Annotated in this window: 16 protein-coding genes; 8 read left to right on the forward strand and 8 right to left on the reverse strand. The window is 42.3% G+C overall.

Going from position 1 to position 16,247, the window contains the following annotated elements; translation table 11 throughout:
- Positions 1-287 precede the first annotated feature (287 nt).
- Complete coding sequence (locus tag ACYH0L_RS18640; protein ID WP_249704720.1) at positions 288-812, forward strand: peroxiredoxin family protein; 525 nt, start codon at positions 288-290, stop codon at positions 810-812.
- 31 nt (positions 813-843) lie between these two features.
- Here the strand turns inward: ACYH0L_RS18640 and ACYH0L_RS18645 are convergent, their stop codons facing one another.
- The 4 genes from ACYH0L_RS18645 to ACYH0L_RS18660 form a co-directional block, all read right to left on the reverse strand.
- Positions 844-1,053, reverse strand: a complete 210-nt coding sequence (locus ACYH0L_RS18645; RefSeq protein WP_230031414.1) for a hypothetical protein — start codon at positions 1,051-1,053, stop codon at positions 844-846.
- A gap of 13 nt (positions 1,054-1,066) precedes the next feature.
- On the reverse strand, positions 1,067-2,200 hold the full coding sequence (locus tag ACYH0L_RS18650) for a DUF418 domain-containing protein (RefSeq protein ID WP_249704721.1): 1,134 nt from the start codon (positions 2,198-2,200) through the stop codon (positions 1,067-1,069).
- Positions 2,201-2,337: 137 nt separating this feature from the next.
- Positions 2,338-3,627, reverse strand: coding sequence for an adenylosuccinate synthase (locus ACYH0L_RS18655; RefSeq protein ID WP_099728578.1), 1,290 nt, complete (start codon positions 3,625-3,627; stop codon positions 2,338-2,340).
- Positions 3,628-3,842: 215 nt separating this feature from the next.
- Positions 3,843-4,427 (reverse strand): TetR/AcrR family transcriptional regulator, encoded by a 585-nt coding sequence (locus tag ACYH0L_RS18660; protein ID WP_099728577.1) that lies wholly within the window; start codon positions 4,425-4,427, stop codon positions 3,843-3,845.
- Positions 4,428-4,563: 136 nt separating this feature from the next.
- On the opposite strand from ACYH0L_RS18660, the gene ACYH0L_RS18665 reads away from it, so the two are divergent.
- Complete coding sequence (locus ACYH0L_RS18665; RefSeq protein ID WP_249704722.1) at positions 4,564-5,769, forward strand: cytochrome P450; 1,206 nt, start codon at positions 4,564-4,566, stop codon at positions 5,767-5,769.
- A gap of 34 nt (positions 5,770-5,803) precedes the next feature.
- Here ACYH0L_RS18665 and ACYH0L_RS18670 read toward each other — a convergent pair whose 3' ends face one another.
- The 3 genes from ACYH0L_RS18670 to ACYH0L_RS18680 all read right to left on the reverse strand — a co-directional run bounded on the left by ACYH0L_RS18670 (position 5,804) and on the right by ACYH0L_RS18680 (position 8,917).
- Positions 5,804-6,217, reverse strand: coding sequence for a VOC family protein (locus tag ACYH0L_RS18670; protein WP_230031417.1), 414 nt, complete (start codon positions 6,215-6,217; stop codon positions 5,804-5,806).
- Positions 6,218-6,345: 128 nt separating this feature from the next.
- Positions 6,346-7,710, reverse strand: coding sequence for a replicative DNA helicase (gene dnaB, locus ACYH0L_RS18675; protein ID WP_099728574.1), 1,365 nt, complete (start codon positions 7,708-7,710; stop codon positions 6,346-6,348).
- Between the two features lie 253 nt (positions 7,711-7,963).
- Entirely contained in the window at positions 7,964-8,917 is a 954-nt protein-coding gene (locus ACYH0L_RS18680; protein WP_249704723.1) for a DUF4885 family protein, read from the reverse strand.
- Between the two features lie 107 nt (positions 8,918-9,024).
- Here ACYH0L_RS18680 and ACYH0L_RS18685 point away from each other — a divergent pair, with 107 nt between their 5' ends.
- Positions 9,025-9,882 (forward strand): hypothetical protein, encoded by an 858-nt coding sequence (locus tag ACYH0L_RS18685; RefSeq protein ID WP_249704724.1) that lies wholly within the window; start codon positions 9,025-9,027, stop codon positions 9,880-9,882.
- Positions 9,883-10,043: 161 nt separating this feature from the next.
- On the opposite strand, the gene ACYH0L_RS18690 is transcribed toward ACYH0L_RS18685, so the two are convergent.
- Positions 10,044-10,262 carry a hypothetical protein gene (locus ACYH0L_RS18690; RefSeq protein WP_482354238.1) on the reverse strand — a complete coding sequence of 73 codons (219 nt, stop codon included), beginning with the start codon at positions 10,260-10,262 and terminating at the stop codon, positions 10,044-10,046.
- Between the two features lie 534 nt (positions 10,263-10,796).
- Here ACYH0L_RS18690 and ACYH0L_RS18695 point away from each other — a divergent pair.
- Genes ACYH0L_RS18695 through ACYH0L_RS18715 form a run of 5 tightly spaced genes read left to right on the forward strand, consistent with a single transcriptional unit; the run spans position 10,797 to position 16,247 of the window.
- The gene (locus tag ACYH0L_RS18695; RefSeq protein ID WP_367308067.1) at positions 10,797-11,675 is read left to right on the forward strand and encodes an alpha/beta hydrolase; all 879 of its coding nucleotides are present in this window, start codon (positions 10,797-10,799) and stop codon (positions 11,673-11,675) included.
- A 7-nt stretch (positions 11,676-11,682) separates the two neighbouring features.
- The gene (locus tag ACYH0L_RS18700; RefSeq protein ID WP_249704727.1) at positions 11,683-12,468 is read left to right on the forward strand and encodes a 2,3-dihydro-2,3-dihydroxybenzoate dehydrogenase; all 786 of its coding nucleotides are present in this window, start codon (positions 11,683-11,685) and stop codon (positions 12,466-12,468) included.
- A gap of 26 nt (positions 12,469-12,494) precedes the next feature.
- Positions 12,495-13,676: an isochorismate synthase DhbC gene (dhbC, locus tag ACYH0L_RS18705; protein WP_249704728.1), complete on the forward strand. Its 1,182-nt coding sequence runs from the start codon at positions 12,495-12,497 to the stop codon at positions 13,674-13,676.
- Positions 13,677-13,699: 23 nt separating this feature from the next.
- On the forward strand, positions 13,700-15,319 hold the full coding sequence (locus ACYH0L_RS18710; RefSeq protein WP_482354239.1) for a (2,3-dihydroxybenzoyl)adenylate synthase: 1,620 nt from the start codon (positions 13,700-13,702) through the stop codon (positions 15,317-15,319).
- Positions 15,320-15,338: 19 nt separating this feature from the next.
- Positions 15,339-16,247: an isochorismatase family protein gene (locus ACYH0L_RS18715; RefSeq protein ID WP_482354240.1), complete on the forward strand. Its 909-nt coding sequence runs from the start codon at positions 15,339-15,341 to the stop codon at positions 16,245-16,247.

Here is a 16,247-nt window from a genome sequence, read left to right on the forward strand (position 1 = left end):
AAAAAGCTGGAACATCGCATCCTAACAAGTTTCAGAGACCTTTGCAACAACGAGATTTATAATATCATAGAGTCATTACATATGGCAATACGTTTTTCGACATTTTTTTTAAAAAAGTGTCGGATTTGATATCTCCTGTCAAATCGCCCATTTCTGCAATCGCCTTCAATTTTGATCCTTCTTTTCAATGGTCACTGTTTATTCAAGCACATAGAAACGTTTTAGACCGTCTGAAAATGGTTATACAATAGACAAGTAACATTGTGATTGAAAAAGGAGGAAGCAGCATGAGTTCATTCAAATTAGGAGATAAAATGCCCAATTTTTCACTGCCAACGGTGCAGGGCGAACACATTGATTTCTACAAACATTTAGAGGAGCATCAAAGCTGGCACCTCATCATTTTCTTTAGAGGATCCTGGTGCCCAGTCTGCGTAGAGGAATTAAAGGAGCTAGAAAAGCAGCAATCATACTTTCAAGACAAGGATATTCACTTAATGGCGATTTCAACGGATAACCCTGAGAACTTGAAGGAATTTGCTGATAAAGAGGGACTTTCCTTCCCGATCATGTCTGACCAAGATCTCACATCATTAAAAGCATATGAAGTCTTCTATCACGGGGAAGATGCTCCATATGAAGATCACGGGGTACACGGAGAACCCGCCTATTTCTTATTAAATGAAAAAGGGCAAGTGCTCTATCAGCAAAGACAAACAAGCCCATTTGGCAGACCGCATGCGAATGAATTGCGCAAAATCATCCAATACATTCGTAAAAATTTAAAAGGGCAATATAAAAGCCTAAAATAAGAAAGAAGCTCTCGTAATGAGGGCTTCTTTTTTATGAATGTATTTTGTTGAATAGCCAGTCTGCCATAAAATAAACAAAGAGACCCGCCATTAATATCACAAACGTGACAGGTGGTCGATCCTCTTGGATGAACGAATATAGCGCATGTCCACCTAATGCCAGAAGATAAAAGATAAACGCCGGCACAGCTGCTTTTTTTGCGTTTATTTGCTCCCTTTTCGTCATTTTCCTAAAAAACATTGCGCCACTCCCTTTACGTTGCTTTCTTCATCGTCACCCGGCAAAGTGCCCGCGATCGGATATATTCCATTGGTCCAATCCGCCATACATTTAAGCAAAATGCTGAAATCGCTATTTGCAGAAGTGAAATGAGCAGCCATGCCAATACGATAAGGGGTGCATTGATTTGACCGCCAAGACTCAATCCCCAGCTATAAAAAAGAATCGAGCAGATGACATTTTGCAGGATGTAGCAGCTGAGCGCCATTTTCCCTACATATTCAAACCAAGTCCACATGAACCAAGATTCCGTATGTGCCAAGAGCTTCGCAATGACAGCTATATAGAAGATAGAGAGGAATGGTGAAAAGACGTAGCGCACCACGAATTCCACTATTTCATTCGGCACGAAGACGAGTGCATTCAGCGGCAGACCAATCCATAAACCGAATCGGAACAATGTTTTCCGAAGAGATTGTCCGCGTGTATTCGCATAAAAAACACCAGCTCTCATCATTCGAACACCTAATAAAAACAGAAATGTATTCATTGGAATGATAAAGATCGCTTCTTCACGGTACATGAAAAAGTACTGTAATCGTTCTTGAACCTGCGAGATCCATGTCTCTGGCAGCTGCTCCTCTAGCATTGGTTCACTGCTTTGATCATAGGATTCTGTCTCCATTTCAGAAAGGGAGAACACAATCAGAAATGACATGACTAGCAGGTGAATCAAACCAGAGAAGATCATGCCCTTTTTGATGCGCCGGTCCCCTCCACGTACAATGAAAGCCACAAGTAAACCCGTGACGGCGTAACTCATGAGCACATCATATTCCATCACAAGGGCAAAATGAACAAAGCCTTCGATAAATAAAAATAAAAGAATCCATAAATATGTACCCGGCCAAGGTGTGTTTTTTCTTTTCGCCTGCTGGTACTTCAGCTCCAATCCAACACCAAACATGATGGTGAGCAGCGAGAGCATTTTGCCATAAACGAACATCGAAACAATGCTTTCAAGCAAACTGCCATTTTCATATTCATCTGCAATCTGATCTGTCGCAAAGGTATTCCCTGCATACGCAAAAAACCAAACGTTCGTCCCCAATGTGCCTAGTATGGCAAAGCCTCGTAAAATATCTAATAATCGTATTCTTTCTTTCACTTGAACGCTCCTTCCCTTTATACAGTTATCATATTTTGGTAATGCCGGGAAGTCCGTTCTATTGAATTTAAGGAATATTTAAACAAAAAAAACACCAGTAAAATGTGTGATTTTACTGGTGTCTGATCTGTCTATACTTATGGACGGTACACGCTGCGGACAACGTTCGTTTGTGAACGGTCTGGTCCGACTGAGAAAATAGAAAGTGGAATACCTGTTAATTGTGAAATGCGCTCTAAATAGTGGCGGGCATTTTCAGGCAGTTCACTTAAATTTTTCACGCCTGTAATATCCTCGGTCCATCCTGGCATTTCTTCGTAGACAGGCTCACATTTCGCTAATTCCTTTAGACTTGCTGGGAATTCTTCTGTGATTTCTCCGTTCAATTTATAAGCGACACAGATTTTCAATGTCTCAATCCCTGTCAGTACATCGATTGAGTTCAGAGATAAATCTGTAATACCGCTCACACGGCGGGCATGACGGACAACAACACTGTCAAACCAGCCAACACGGCGCGGACGTCCAGTTGTCGTACCGTATTCACGGCCAACTTCACGGATTTGATCGCCAATTTCATCATGAAGTTCTGTTGGGAATGGGCCATCTCCAACACGTGTTGTGTAAGCTTTTGATACGCCGACTACATGTTGAATTTTCGTAGGACCTACGCCAGAACCAATCGTCACTCCTCCAGCCACTGGGTTAGAGGATGTCACAAATGGATATGTCCCTTGATCGATATCAAGCATAACGCCTTGTGCCCCTTCAAATAGAACACGGCGGCCTTCATCTAGAGCATCGTTCAATACAACAGACGTGTCCACGACATATTTTTTCACTTGCTGGCCATATTCATAATACTCGTCTAAAATATCTTCAATTTTGAAGCCTTCTGTGTCGTACATTTTCTCTAAAAGACGATTTTTCTCTTCTAGATTACGTGCAAGCTTCTCTTCAAATACTTCACGATCTAATAGATCTGCGACGCGGATTCCGACGCGAGCTGCTTTGTCCATATAAGCTGGTCCGATTCCTTTTTTCGTCGTACCGATCTTATTAGCCCCTTTCCGCTCTTCTTCTACCTCGTCCAATTTTAAATGATAAGGCAGAATCACATGGGCTCTATTGCTGATTCTGAGGTTCTCTGTACTCACATTCCGTTCGTGAAGATACGCAAGCTCAGTGACCAACGCTTTAGGATCAACCACCATTCCATTACCGATGACACAAGTTTTCTCTTTATAAAAAATACCGGACGGAATGAGGTGTAGCTTGTAAGTCACTCCATCAAATTTGATCGTGTGACCTGCATTGTTTCCCCCTTGATAACGGGCAATCACCTCTGCATTTTCTGAAAGGAAATCGGTAATTTTCCCTTTCCCTTCGTCACCCCACTGCGTACCTACTACGACTACTGAAGACATATCGTGCACCTCCGTTAACCTTTCAAAACGTTATCTCTTTCAAACACATTTATTTTATCAATGCAAAACGAAAAAGTCAACGCTAAATCCGAACATTAGTATCTCGAAATCAAATTTTGTTCGCTTTAAATGTGAGGAAAAGCGCTTTAATCGCTTCTTCCACGCTTGAAAAAGGAGATTTTGAGCAAAAACAACTGTTTTTATCGATTCCCGCTTTATTCATGATTTTCAATCAATTGAATCATCGAGCTTGCCATGAAGTCAGGTGAATACGGTCTCCCTGTCCTCAGCCACCATTCAGCGGTTCCAACATAAGCAGAAATGACAAATTGCTTCTGCATGTCGAGAGGAACGTGATGCGGGTCAGGCTTTGAACCTGCGACCTCCTCTAACCCCAAAGTAAAGCTTTCCTCAAAAAAAGCACTGGCTGTCTGATAAATATTAAGCTCTCGCCCTCTTTTCAAGAGAATCTGATACTCCTCTTCATGTTCCTGCAAATGCTGATAAAATCGAAAAATATACACATATGCTGCATGGTCTGCCTGCCAATCCTCTTCTTGTACAGGAGCAAAAATAGCAGCTTTCATCACATCAAACATCTCATCCATGACCTGCTGGGCAAGATCAAACTTATCTTCATAATGCTGATAAAAGGTGGTGCGATGAATGCCTGCCTTTTTCGTTAAATCCTGTACGGAAACCTTTCCCCATTCCTTCTCTCTTAATAAATGAAATAACGCTTTTCTTAATTGATGCTTTGATTCAGTTGCTCGCTTATCCCCTCTGTAGCAGTCCGCCACAAGCCGCTCTCCCCTTCCTATATTCTTCAACAGATTTCGCTTTTCTGTTGGTTGAATCCTATCGGCTGATGAATTAACTTTAATCTAACACAACGAAAAAAAGGAATCATCTGACAACCCATAAGGAGTGATGATCATGGAAACAACAACACCAAGTGCCGTGCAAAAAGCATTATTAAGAGGGAAAAACAAGCAGGACCCGTATAACCCGTTTGATTGGTATGCCAAAATGCGTAAGGAATCGCCTGTTCATTTTGATGAAAACAGCCAAACATGGAGTGTGTTCACATATGATGAAGCAAAACGCGTAACTATTGATAAAGATACCTTTTCTAGTCAGCCTCCTAAAGACCAGCGGAAGCATTCTCTAATGAAAACAATGGTGATGATGGACCCGCCAAAACACACGCGGATCCGCTCCATTGTGAGCAAAGCCTTTACACCTCGAGTGATGAAATTGTGGGAACCCCGTATTCAAGAATTAATGGATGAACTCATGGCGCAAATAGATGGGAAAGAAGAAATTGATCTTGTTCAAGACATCTCCTATCCGCTTCCTGTCATTGTCATTGCAGAGCTTTTAGGTGTGCCGTCAGAACATAAACAATCCTTTAAAGAATGGTCAGATATTCTGGTTAGTATGCCTAAAAGTGAAAATGAAGAGGATGTAGCTGAATGGCAGAAAACACGAGATCAAGGCGAAGCTGACATGATGGCATTTTTTGCTGACATCATCGAAGACAAGCGTCAGCATCTCGGTGATGATTTGATTTCTCTTTTAATTCAAGCTGAGGAGAATGGAGACAAGCTGTCAGCGGATGAATTAATCCCTTTCTGCAATCTTCTCCTTTTAGCAGGCAACGAAACGACCACCAATCTGATCTCCAATATGATCTTTAGCTTGTTGGAAAAGCCGGGGGTGTATGAAGCGCTCGTTCAATCACCTGAGCTCATCCCGCGCGCTGTGGAGGAGGCCGTCCGTTTCCGTGCACCAGCACCTACAATCGTCCGTTATGTCAAAGAGGACACAGAGCTTGGAGGGAAAACGTTGAAAAAGGGAGACAATGTCATTGTTTTTCTCGCTTCTGCCAACCGGGATGAGCGCCAGTTTTCAAACGCACATGAATACGATATACACCGCCATCCTAATCCTCATATCGGCTTCGGCCACGGCATCCACTTCTGTCTAGGCGCACCACTTGCCCGCTTGGAAGCATGTACTGCTATCAAGGCCTTATTGGACCGATATGAGTCACTAGCGCTCCTCTCCTATGTGCCGATGACAAACAGCGGCATGTATGGACTGAAAGAGCTGAAGCTGCGCGTCACACCTCGCTCATAACAGAAAAGACTCCCACCAAGCATGGGAGTCTATTTTAAACGGGGGTAATTCCTTCTGTGTTCATGAGCACAACTCGGTATCCATCTGGATCTTCAATGGTTGCCCCTCCTCGATCCCAGTATGGGTTCGTAGAGGTGACATGCCGTCCGCCAAATGAGATCAGTCTCTTTTTCATCTGCTGAAACTCCTGTTCATCAGGAATATAGAAAACAAGCAGCTGTTCTGGATGCGGAACGGGCAGGCCCTCTTCTTCTTCATGTTTGGTGATTTCTAAATGAACATGCTGGTGAGGAAGTCCGAGCATCACACCATCATACCCTTCATGCTGATCAAATGAGCCTATTCGTTTGAGCCCTAAGCCTTCTTCATAAAAGGAAACAACCTCGTTCATGTTGGCTGTTGGACGTGCGATGCGTAATTGAGCGGCTTTGAACTGTTGAAATTCCATCTGTCATCACTCCTTTTCTCCTTTTAGTATACGATCTCTTTTTCTCTCTCTCCTCCTCATTTCGGCTGTTTTTCAGTCATTCTTTCGATGTAGATGGATCAAAAAAGCCCAGCTTCTTGAGCTGGGCTTTAAGCACCGGGCGGAACACCCGTATCGTCAAATCTTCTTTCCAGGTTGACGAATTTGTTATATTCTTTGACGAAGGCCAGTGAAACCGTACCAACTGGACCGTTACGCTGTTTGGCAATAATGATTTCAATAATGTTCTTATTCTCTGATTCTTTGTCGTAGTAATCATCACGATAAAGGAATGCCACGATATCGGCATCCTGCTCAATACTTCCTGATTCACGAATATCAGACATCATCGGACGTTTATCCTGACGCTGCTCTACTCCGCGGGAAAGCTGAGACAGGGCAATGACAGGAACTTCAAGTTCCCTTGCCAGCGATTTTAAAGCCCTAGAGATTTCAGATACCTCTTGCTGACGGTTATCGCTTGATCGTCCGCTCCCTTGAATGAGCTGCAAGTAGTCAATCAGGATCATCCCAAGACCGTTTTCTTGCTTCAACCGGCGGCATTTCGAGCGAATTTCACTCACTCTGATCCCAGGTGTATCGTCAATGAAAATTCCACTGTTTGATAACGAGCCCATTGCCATTGTCAGCTTACCCCAGTCCTCTTCTGTCAGATTACCGGTTCTTAGGTTCTGTGCATTGATATTTCCCTCTGCACAAAGCATACGCATGACAAGCTGCTCAGCACCCATCTCTAAACTAAAGATGGCGACACTTTCGTCTGTCTTCGTCGCGACATTTTGTGCAATGTTCAATGCGAAGGCTGTTTTCCCTACCGATGGACGAGCCGCTACAATAATCAAGTCATTTCGCTGGAAGCCAGCTGTCATCCGGTCAAGCTCAGAGAATCCCGTTGGAATCCCTGTGATATCGCCTTTTCGGTTATGAAGCTGTTCAATATTATCATATGTCTGAACAAGAACGTCCTTAATGTTTTGGAAAGCTCCTGAGTTTTTACGCTGCGCCACTTCCATAATGGTTTTTTCAGCATCACTCAATAGATCCTCTACTTCATCCTCACGCGTATATCCATCCTGTGCAATGGTTGTCGCTGTACGAATCAGACGTCTTAAAATGGATTTTTCTTCTACAATTTTTGCATAGTATTCGATGTTTGCGGCAGTTGGGACAGAGTTCGCAATATCCGTTAAATACGAAATCCCGCCTACCTCTTCTAGTAAGTCTGTATTGGCAAGTTCTGATGTCACCGTGACAAGGTCAACCGGTTCTCCTCTATCACCAAGTACAAGCATCGCATTGTAAATCTTTTGATGCGACATTCTATAGAAATCCTCTGGAATTAATACCTCAGAAGCGAGCGTTAGCGCAGATGGTTCTAAAAAAACAGCACCTAATACGGCCTGCTCGGCTTCTATATTTTGCGGCGGCAGCCGGTCATCGAGAAGTTCCGTCATGCCAAGCACCGTCCTTTCATAAAAAAAATACGCTACTCATCATTTTAACATTTTCATCAATAAAAAAGTGAAAAACATCGACTATAGTCAAAATTACCATGTTGATATTTTGTGCAAACCAGCGCATTTCAATAGAAAAGACTCTGTAACATCAATTGTTATAGAGTCCTTCGTTATCGCTAATGGAATTTCGATTTGTTGCCGTTCACACATGTAATCGACGCTCCAACATGGCATGTTCGGATGCGTTTTTCTAATCTATCGTTTTCTTAACCCCATAATTCACTTTTTGCCCAATGTCTTGTAAAGAACCGTTTTGATAACCAATAGATAAAACCAAATCTGGAATGGAATCAAACCCGTTTTTGGCTAGATCGAATAGCTGTGCACCGTAATGTGAAGCGGCAATGCGCGCATTTTCTGCTGTATATGGATTTTTAAGAAGTTCTTCTTTGTATAGATCAAAAATATTCGTTCCGTTATCCGTTACAAATTGACCATTTACAATGCTTAAATCCTTTAAATTGTAGCCTGTCACCGTTTTGATTTGATTGACAAGATGGAACTTTGCCAGAGAATCCGGTGTGAATTGAGTAGAATCATCATTTCTGCTTTTCATGATATGGAAAAATAATTCTCTTGTATTGTTGGTTGTATTTAATAAGTCTTCTATTTGTTTCATCAGCGTTTCGTCTTTTGAACCACTTACCACCAATTTAAAATTGTTCGGGTCAATGGTAAAAGTTAGATTTGTGTTTTTAGGAATGGATATCCCGTTTTTAGAGAATAAATCTTGTAATTGTTCGTTGACCTTTTGACGATTGGATATTTTTTTCTCTACGCTTTCTTGGGTTGGATCGTACCGTTTTTCATTACGGAAGATGGCATCATTAAAGTCATATTGACCTCCTTTTCCAGAATTAGCCCAGCCAATCTCCATCGTATATGCAGCTTCTCTTTCTACTTTAGTTAGATCACTCCTAAAATAAGGCGAGCGTGGATTTCGATACTTATCGTGTATATGACCATGAGGATTTTTGAAACGTTTATTTTGTTCATTTATTTTTTCATATTTTTCATCTAGTATTTTCATCCGTCTATCAGATTCGGTCATCACCTCATTTGTACTTTTAATAGATTGACCTTTATAATCGATTCTGTTCTGATTGTTTGAAACACCTGCCGTGTATGACGTATTAATATTCATTTTGATTCTCCTTTTTAAAAAATAGTGATTATTAAATATATCGGCAATTCAGTTAAAATTTGTTAGTTTTGATCCGATATAGTAATTATTACAAGGAGGGTTAAAATATGACAAATACTATCTTCAAACGTTTTTTGTTACCTGCATTGGTATTAGTGCTTGTTACTAGTTTTTTTGCACCTCATTCAGCAGAAGCGGCTATTACGGGGAATAACAGCCCTAACACAGCAAGCTCAATGGGATATTGGAAAAATAGTCGCCCAGATACAACAATCTTACCTGAAGGTGAAAATGAAGCGTATTATCAGTTCACGATCAATAAGGGTGAAAGGGTCTATGTGCGAAGTTCGTATAATAAGCAATATACGGGGATGAAAATCGAGGTGTATAATTCGAAGAGCTCTAAACCAGGGTCAAGAGTGATTAATCCTGATTCAGTAACACCCTTTATATTTGCAAATACTGGTGACGTTACTTCAACTTCAGAAACTTATTTTGTGAAAGTGACCCGTGGCTCATATACAGGGAATATGTATTTTACTGTCTCCATTCAAGATCGTATCAAATCTGGGAATGGGACATTCAATTTTACCGGGACTGCTACCAACCTGGGGAATTCATCTTTGAATCTAGCAGGTGTTGATTCTTCTGTCATTACAATGGATTTAACGACCAATTCTTCTATTCCTAACAATGCTATCGTTAAATCGATTTCAACAACTAGTACCCAATCGCCTAACCAAGGAAATGTCACACACAAACTGATGGCTGATGAAAACAAGATTTGGAACCAATCACTTTTTTCATCTGCAACAAGTGGGTCTTATCATATTTCACTGGAAGATGAATTAAAAGTGGCTCAAAAATGGAGCTTTAAGTACAACGCAAAGGCTACTGCGAGATCTACTATGAGCAATGTCAAAGCCGATATTCGTTACGAATATGATGTCACAGATGGATTCTAATTGAATGGTGTTTACAGACATGTACACCGATTGATCAAAAAGTAAGGGGACATCCCTTACTTTTTTCATTTCCGCATTTTTGATGCTATATGATATTTGGCCAACTTTAAAACAGCACCGTGCTTCCATAAGAAATAAGCTACTCATAAAAAGTGAAAGTGTTAATGGTGGTTTTGCTTGAGGGCATGTTGAAAGAGGAGGATGGTGATCATATCGGTGGCTCGCTGGTATAAATCCCATTGTTCATAGGCCGCAAATGTCATCCGTATTTCATGTAATGATTGCTTCATTTCTTGATATTCTTCCACTGTAAACGCATTTTTCAGTTTGAGCTGATGTTCAAGCAGTTTTAGCTTTAGCTTTCCTAATGGAGTTTTCATTCTGCCTACATTCCCTTCGATCTTGTCTTCCTTAGAAAATTGTATATGAATTTACGCATGATATTGAATAAGTTGTGAGATATGCTCACCAGCTTTTCGAAAAATTCTCCTCTTTTTTCCTAAAAATACAAGAAGGTCTATAGACTTATTTTTCCTCAAAATGATTTCAAGAAGAAAAACCTATATATATTCCTGAATCAAACAGAAGAAAATGGTAAATATCTCGAGACGGTCAAGGTCTTTTGACATTTCTCCTCTTTTTAAATGACTCAGTCTGGCATTCACTATTTCCACTCATTTGGTAGTTATTTAGTCCTTTATTTTCATAATATTTAGATTAAATTATCAACTACACGACTAAATGAACATTTGACTTCATAATTGATAACCATTATCATTTGATTTGCTTGCGTGATAATTGAGAATCATTTTCATTTGAAGGGACCATTCTTCAATCTCTACACTCATCCTATATCCGCAAGCCCGCTTTTATCAGCATATGAGAGTCAATTTGAGGAAGGGGATATTTTACACATGTCCAAACGCCCTGAAGGAATGGGTACTGAGGATTCTCTTTTCAGAGAAAGCCGTCCTTTTTTTATACCTGGGACGGAGCAACTGGATATCACAGCACACCCTTACAGACTTTTTATATTTAAACCGAATACTACTCCTCCAGCGGCTGGTTTTCCAGTCATGTACGTGCTTGATGGAAATTCACTTTTTGGCACAATGGTCGAAGCACTTCGTCTACAGTCAAGAAGACCTGAAAAAACAGGTGTCGTACCTGCCATCATTGTTGGAATTGGCTATCAGACAGAAGCGCCCTATCATCCGCTCAGGCATTATGATCTCACTCTTACCGGCCCTGACGCTTCCATTGGTGGCAAAAGAAAGGACTTCTCCAACCATACATATGGCGGGGCCTCTGCGTTCTTTTCTTTTTTAGAAAAGATTGTAAAGCCTTATATCGAGGAGCGCTTTCCGATCAACCAGAGTCGTCAAACACTGTTTGGACACTCTCTTGGCGGTCTTTTTGTATTACACACACTATTTGAGCACCCTGATGCTTATCAGACATATATTGCGGGCAGTCCTTCTATCCACTGGAACAAAGAATTATTTCTAGAAAAAGAACACCAATTCACCAGCCATATACGTCAGATGTCTATGAATGTCAGGCTGCTTGTAGGTGTAGGTGAGTTAGAAAAACACCACCCATGTCAAATGAATGATCATGCACAGTCACTAGCAAACCGCATGCTGCCTTTATCCTCATATGGCTTGCATTCCGCCTATCACGAGTTCCCTGAAGAAGGACATACGTCAGTTTTACCGGTACTGATGAATTACGCTTTTCGTTTTGCACTCTATCATGATCCATTAACAACCACAGATATGAAAGAAAGGTAGTGAACACATGAAATATAGTGGTCTATCTCAAAAGATTGTGCTTATCACAGGAGCCGGACAAGGTATTGGACAAGCAGTTGCGCAAAGACTAGCCGAAGAAGGTGCGATCATTGCGGCAGTTGACGCAAATGAAGATCAACTGCAAAGTACTGTTCAACAAATGAACGATGAAGGAATACACGCCTTTGCCTATCCATGTGATATTAGCGATCAAACTTCTGTTCAACATGTTGTCAGCCAAATTGAACAGCAGCTTGGACCCATTTATTTACTGGTCAATGTAGCAGGCATTCTTCGAATGGGTTCTATTAACCAGCTTCGAGCAGACGACTGGGAACAGACCTTTGCAGTCAACACACATGGTGTCTTTTACGTATCTCAAGCTGTCTCCAAATACATGATAAAAAGAACAGAGGGAGTCATTGTGACCATCAGCTCTAACGCCGGTGGCATTCCTAGAATGAATATGGCTGCCTATGCCGCTTCAAAAGCAGCAGCTACTTCCTTTACAAAAACACTTGGATTAGAGCTAGCATCCTACGGAATTAGATGCAATGTCGTCTCTCCTGGCTCTACCGCAACACCTATGCAATGGGCGTTATGGTCTGATGAACATGGTGCAGACAATGTGATCAAAGGTTCATTAGAGACGTATAAAACCGGTATTCCTTTACAAAAAATCGCTGATCCTCAAAGTATCGCTGATGCAGTACTCTTCTTTGCATCTGAGCAAGCCAGTCACATTACGATGCAGAATCTGACGATTGATGGTGGCGCAACACTCGGAATCTAGCATTTCATCAAAAAGGAGGCCTTTTCATGAAACATTCATTATTGTCGACAGAAGAAAAAGTACAGTTGATCCAAGACTATCAGCCAGGCTCTTTTTTCCTTGCTTCCCCTAAACGCACGATACTGGCAGAAGGGATCTTCCAGCATATTGAAACCAATCAGCTAAATGAACTATCCAAAAGGGTAGCGCACGTATTTGACGCTGCCAAACAAGCTGGTATTCGAACACCGATTGTTGCAGGTGCTGTTCCGTTTGATCCGGCGCAACCGGTTCGCTTAAGTGTTCCAGCCCACGTGCAGTTTAGTGATCCACTCGAATTTCATCAAGGTGATGAGAAGACGGAAGTGGCAGCTCCATCCTATGAGGTGACACCTGTCCCCTCTCCAGATGTCTACATGAAAGGTGTGAACGAAGGGTTAGCTAAAATTGAGAAAGGAGAGCTTAGCAAAATCGTACTCTCTCGATCTCTCCATCTCAAATCAAATCGAGAAATGAATACGAAAGCAATACTCGAACGGCTTGCTCTTCATAACACGACTGGCTATACGTTTGCTGCAAATGTAGCTGATCCGAAATCTTCCCAAGAGCGAACACTTCTTGGCGCAAGCCCTGAGCTGCTTCTTTCAAAGACTGGTTCATCTGTTATTTCCAATCCACTCGCTGGTTCTCGGCCACGCAGTTCAGATCCAGTAGAAGACCAGCGCCGTCACGATGAACTACTTACTTCAGCGAAGGATTTACACGAACATGCAGTGGTTGTCGATGCTGTCACTAAGGCGCTCGCTCCTTACTGTCATACACTAAATGTGCCTGCATCACCATCAGTCATACAAACAGAAACGATGTGGCATTTATCTACTGTCGTAAAAGGTGAATTAATAGATGCAGGAGTGTCTTCAATTGATTTAGCACTTAGCCTTCATCCAACACCCGCAGTATGCGGAACACCTACAGCAGATGCACGTGCAGCAATCCAAGCGATTGAACCCTTCGATCGAGGATTTTTCACAGGAATGATCGGCTGGTCAGATGAAAATGGTGATGGTGATTGGATTGTCACCATTCGTTGTGCAGAAGCTGAGGGTCACTCCCTTCGCCTATTTGCTGGTGCAGGAGTGGTCAAAGGATCAAAGGCAGAAGAAGAGCTAGCCGAAACATCTGCAAAATTCAACACGATGCTTCATGCTATGGGCATCCATCATCTATAAAAATACACAGGAGATGACAAAACATGTTTGTTCAACCACCTACATGGCCAGACGAATTTGCAAAACGCTACCGTGAAAACGGCTGTTGGCGTGGAGAAACCTTTGGCGGTATGCTTCGTGCACGCGCCGCATCGTTAGGGAATAAATCAGCGATTACATATGCTCATACGCACTTGAGCTACCAAGAACTTGATGAGCGCGTCAGCAGTCTTGCCGCTGGTTTTCATCAGCTTGGTATTCAAAAGGGAAGTCGAGTTGTCGTTCAGCTTCCTAACATTCCGGCTTTTTTTGAAGTCATTTTCGCTTTATTTCGAATCGGTGCTTTACCCGTCTTCTCGCTGCCATCTCATAGAAGCAGCGAAATCACGTATTTTATTGAGTTTGCCGAAGCAGACGCATATGTCATTACAGATATCGACGGCGGCTTTGATTATCGATCACTTGCACGTCAAGTGAAAGAAAAGCTTCCCTCTTTGCCTCATGTCATTGTTGCCGGGGAAGCTGAAGAATTCCTTGCCTTGGATGATCTGCGCAAGGACCCAGCACTTGATCCTCAAATTCATGTAGAGGCAAGCGATATTGCGTTTCTTCAGTTATCTGGAGGCAGCACAGGCCTTTCAAAGCTCATTCCTCGCACACATGATGACTATATTTATAGTCTTTGGAAAAGCAATGAGGTGTGCGAACTCACACAAGATAGTGTGTATCTGGCTACACTTCCAGTTGCACACAACTATCCATTAAGCTCGCCTGGAGTCCTTGGGACGTTATACGCAGGCGGAAGAGTTGTTCTTGCACCTGGCTCAAGCCCTGATGTAGTCTTTCCACTCATTGAAAAAGAGCGTGCGACCATTACCGCTGTGGTCCCACCTATCGCATTGATTTGGCTAGAGGCCGCTCCTCATCGATCAGATGACTTATCTAGTCTTAAGGTTTTACAAGTCGGTGGTGCTAAATTAAGTGCAGAGGCAGCAAAACATGTTATGCCTGCCCTTGGATGTAAGCTCCAGCAAGTTTTTGGCATGGCAGAAGGTCTGGTCAACTATACCAGATTGGATGATCCTGAACATGTCATTATTCATACACAAGGACGTCCGATGTCTGAATATGATGAGGTACTAGTGGTAGATGATGAAGACAAGCCAGTCCCTAATGAAGTAGCAGGACACCTTTTGACAAGAGGGCCCTATACAATTCGTGGCTACTATAAAGCCGATGAACAAAATAAAAAAGCCTTTACACCCGATGGCTTTTACAGAACAGGTGACATCGTGCGATTAACCAAAGAAGGAAATGTTGTTGTAGAAGGCAGAGACAAGGATCAAATCAATCGTGGTGGCGAAAAGGTGGCCGCTGAAGAAGTCGAAAACCATTTACTTGCGCATGCTGACATTCATGATGCCGCCATGGTGTCCATGCCGGATCCGTTCCTTGGTGAACGCTCATGTGCCTTTGTGATTGCGAAAGGCAACAGCAAACCAGCACCCGAGGCGTTAAAGTCATTTCTAAGAGAACGCGGACTCGCTGCCTATAAAATTCCCGACCGCATTGAATGGATCGATGCGTTCCCACAAACAGGTGTAGGCAAAGTCAGTAAAAAAGCATTAAGAGAATTAGCTGCAATCCATACTGCCAACGTATAAAAAAAGAGGAGTGAAAACCATGGCAATCCCTACTATTCCTGCGTATCCAATGCCGAGCACACAAGATTTACCCGAAAATAAAGTGAACTGGATACCGGATCCGAATCGTGCTGTTCTGCTGATACATGACATGCAGCAATATTTTTTAAATGCATTTCAACACGATTCATCACCGATCACAGAGTTAGTTCAACATATTGAACAATTACGTGATACATGCAATGAACTTGGAATTCCAGTCGTTTATACAGCTCAACCTGGTGACCAAGACCCGAAAGATCGTGCCTTATTAACAGATTTTTGGGGACCTGGACTTGGTGATGATGAAGCATTGACAAAGATCATTGATCAGCTCGCTCCATCTGAAGCAGATACAGTGCTGACAAAATGGCGTTATAGTGCATTTAAAAAATCCAATTTTTTAGATATTCTCCGAGAAGATGGGCGAGATCAACTGATCATTACTGGCGTATATGCACATATCGGCTGTATGTTGACAGCCGCAGAAGCATTCATGCTCGATATTGAAACCTTTTTTGTCGCAGATGCCGTTGCTGACTTTTCACTTAAGCATCACAAAATGGCGATGACCTATGCAGCTGAGCGCTGTGCGGTAACCACCACAACAGACCAGATCATTTGTCGTTTAACAGGACAGGAAGCAGACGGTGATGACCTATCCTTTGATTCAATCCTTCACCAAGTAGCTGAGTATCTTCAAGTCGAGCCGGATCAAATACCGCTTGACGAGAATCTCGTCTACCTAGGTCTCGATTCTATTAGAATGATGAGCCTAGCGGAAAAGTGGAGGCAGCAAGGAGCGGCAGTCAATTTCGTTGAGCTTGCAGCAAATCCAACGCTCGCTCATTGGCGAACCCTTCTTTTCCCAGAAAAACAGCCATCTATCCCAAATATCGATTATTTGTAA

It is taken from the genome of Bacillus sp. MC1252 (assembly GCF_056838025.1).